Source organism: Luteococcus sp. (assembly GCF_043424415.1).
Lineage (GTDB): Bacteria > Actinomycetota > Actinomycetes > Propionibacteriales > Propionibacteriaceae > Luteococcus.
Genome location: NZ_JBHWOO010000188.1, coordinates 1 through 3291, shown reverse-complemented (window position 1 = coordinate 3291; position 3291 = coordinate 1). Strand labels below are relative to the sequence as shown.

At 64.2% G+C, this 3291-nt stretch carries 2 protein-coding genes and 1 pseudogene; 2 read left to right on the top strand and 1 reads right to left on the bottom strand.

What is annotated here, in order from left to right; all coding sequences use genetic code 11:
• Window positions 1-246 precede the first annotated feature (246 nt).
• Entirely contained in the window at window positions 247-1551 is a 1305-nt protein-coding gene (locus tag ACHFFZ_RS10950; protein WP_301470347.1) for an IS256 family transposase, read from the top strand.
• 402 nt (window positions 1552-1953) lie between these two features.
• Here ACHFFZ_RS10950 and ACHFFZ_RS10945 read toward each other — a convergent pair whose 3' ends face one another.
• Window positions 1954-2346 (bottom strand): hypothetical protein, encoded by a 393-nt coding sequence (locus ACHFFZ_RS10945; RefSeq protein WP_209889808.1) that lies wholly within the window; start codon window positions 2344-2346, stop codon window positions 1954-1956.
• A 376-nt stretch (window positions 2347-2722) separates the two neighbouring features.
• On the opposite strand from ACHFFZ_RS10945, the pseudogene ACHFFZ_RS10940 reads away from it, so the two are divergent.
• A pseudogene (locus ACHFFZ_RS10940) lies at window positions 2723-3138 on the top strand (IS256 family transposase); the annotation flags it as partial.
• Window positions 3139-3291: the final 153 nt, after the last annotated feature.

Genomic DNA, 3291 nt, shown 5'->3' with positions numbered 1-3291 from the left:
TATAATATAGATCACAAAGTTGGGGGCATCGTCCGTTGTCAGCGACACTTTGGGCATGGTTTCTCATCGAGAGTTCAGTACATGAGTCCGCGACGGAGGCTCCGGGCCAGAGGAATGATCAGAACCTGTGGATGAGTCTCGGCGGGGTGGCGTGCAAGGGGCGCACCTTCCCGAGGCTGATCTACAAGGAACGAAGACTCTGATCAAGAACCGGCGTTGACGCGCTGGTTCGGGAAGGTACGCCCGATGCTCAAGATAGTCCCCGACGATTCCGACTCCAACCAGGCCGGGCCGAACCCGCCCGGCGAGTCGATGCTCGATGCGATCGCTCGCGACGGTGCCCGGCAGATGCTCGCGGCCGCGTTGCAGGCCGAGGTCGCCGCCTACGTCGACGCCTCGGCGGACGAGGTCGACGACAACGGCCACCGGCTGGTGGTGCGCAACGGGTACCACGCCACCCGCGAGGTGACCACCGCGGCCGGTGCAGTACCGGTCCGTGCCCCACGGGTCAACGACAAGCGCACCGACGAGGCTACGGGTGAGCGGAAGCGGTTCGCCTCGGCGATCCTGCCCGCCTGGGCGCGCAAGTCCCCGCAGGTGGCCGAGGTGCTGCCACTGTTGTACCTGCACGGCCTCTCGTCCAGCGACTTCGCCCCGGCGCTGGAGCAGTTCCTCGGCTCAGCCGCGGGCCTGTCACCGGCAACGATTACCCGCCTGACCGGCCAGTGGCAGGGCGAGGCGGCCGCGTTCAACACCCGGTCGCTGGCCGACACCGACTACGTCTACGTCTGGGTCGACGGGATCCACCTCAAGGTCCGCCTGAACCAGGACAAGATCTGCCTGCTGGTAATGATCGGCGTGCGCGCCGACGGCACCAAGGAGCTGATCACCCTCGATGACGGCCACCGCGAAAGCACCGAGTCGTGGGCCGACCTCCTGCGCGACTGCAAACGTCGCGGGATGGCCGCCCCCGTGCTCGCGATCGGGGACGGCGCACTGGGGTTCTGGTCCGCCCTCCGCGACGTCTTCCCGACCACCCGGGAACAGCGCTGCTGGTTCCACAAGATCGCCAATGTGCTCAACGCCCTGCCCAAGTCGGCCCAGCCGGGGGCGAAGAAGGCACTGGCCGAGATCTGGCAGGCCGAGGATCGTGAGCACGCTGAGGCTGCCGCGGCGGTCTTCGCCGACGAGTACGGGGCCAAGTGGCCCAAGGCCGCCGCGAAGGTCACCGACGACCTCGACGTACTGCTGGAGTTCTACGCCTACCCCGCCGAGCACTGGATCCACCTGCGCACCACCAACCCCATCGAGTCGACGTTCGCCACCGTCCGGCTGCGCCAGCGTGTCACGAAAGGGCCCGGGTCTCGCGCCGCTGGGATCGCGATGGCATTCAAGCTCATCGAGTCCGCCCAGACCCGCTGGCGCGCCGTGAACGCACCCCACCTCGTCGCACTCGTCCGCGCCGGAGCGATATTCGAGAAAGGACAACTCGTCGAACGCCGCGACCACTCCGACACCCTCGAATCAGGGCCGGATCAGCGAGTCGCCTGAAACTTCTCATCCGCAGATCGTGACACAATCTCACCCTCCTGAGAGGGTCCGACTGGATCTGCGATCCGAACCCTCTCATTGGCACCCTCTAGGCTATAGCAACTGCAACTGCAGGAGTTCACAATCGCTATTCATGATGCGACTCTTCTGAATCCGTGCCACCTTCTTCTCGCTGATCACGAAAAGCCGTAGCAACAGCCACCGTTAGGGCGATAACCAGTGCAATCCAAAGGTTTCCCAGCGCTTCACCCAGCGACCTACCAGAGATGAGGCAGTACACACCTACGAGTGCCGCCAATCCCGCAACGGAAACACCGAGATACAACGCCGCGCGCTGAAACCCAACTCGCGAAGGCATCCTCAAGACAAATCATCTCCAGCCCTTAAGTGCCAGTGGCGGCCTCAGCCGGGGTAGGGTGCGTTCCTCAGCGGGGCAAGCTGAGCCGCAGTAAGACCGGCCGCTGCGAGGGCGGCTGCAATCTTCTTCCGATACCGCCACACCAGCCGAGCCACGCGGACGAGCACCCAGGAGGTGGCAGGAATCCCCACGCAACCCACGACCACCTCGGTCACCTGCATGATGACACGGTTCTCCGAGACCCCGCCACGGAAGACCCAGGCTGCCGTCAGGGCACAGCTCACGAGAGCTGCGGGCCCAGGAAGAGGGATCCTGGCGACCGCCGGATCGCTCTCCCCTCCCGTCGCCATCTGACTCTCAGCGAGCTCTTGGACTTCGGCATCCGTGAGATCCCCGAGTTCGCCGAAAGCGGTCTCGAGATCCTCGTACTCCTTCAATTCTGCATTGCTGAGGCCACGCTTAGCACGGTCACCGGCTGCACCTACATCTTCCTGCCCACCATCGGCGCGCGCTACACTTGGAGCGGCTGCGAACGCGCCCCCAGCGCAATTGCCGGCGCGATTCTAAATACGAGATTGCGACGATTTGTAGCCACGTCAATCACATCCCTGCCATTGTCGGAGTTCCTTAAAGTGTCCCCCATCACGTTCCCACTTGCTCAGTCGGACGTCAAGAGGACGCAGTGGCCAAGGTGGCGTCCGACTTGGCTCACGCTTGCGGAATTGAACTGAACGTGGTCTGTGACATGGGGCGGTGGGCATGTCCGATTCGTCGCATCTGAGGACTTAGCTGTGGTCTGGTCTGATGCTGCGGGCGAAGAAGACCCTGACCGAGATCTGGCAGGTCGAGGACCGCGCCCACGCGGAGACCGGCCAGAAAGTTCGCCGGCCTCTACGGCGCGAAGCGGCCCAAGGCAGTCGCGAGGATCATCGACGATCTCGAGGTGCAGCTGGAGTTCTGCGACTACTCGGCCGAGCACTGGTTCCACCCGCGCACGACGAACCCGATCGAGTCGACCTTCCGGTTCACGGGCCGCTGACGTGGCGATGGCCTTCAGGGTCGTCGAGCCCGCGCACCTCCGCTGGCGCGCCGTCAATGCGTCCCACCTCGTCACCCTCGTCCGCCCCGGCGCTCGCTTCCATATAGGACGCCTCGTCGAGCGGCCCAACCACCCCCGGATCAGCGCCGGATCACCAGGCCGCCTGAAACTACTCATCCACAGGTCTTGACAATACCTCGTCCTCCCGAAAGGAGCTCCGAAGCTCCACTGGCATGAGCTGAGCCCACGGAAGAAGACTGAAGTCACGGCAGTGGTGGCCTCTGCCGAAGGCGAGCATCTCGTGGTCGTGACGACTGCGCTGAACCTGCGCAAGCAGGACAAC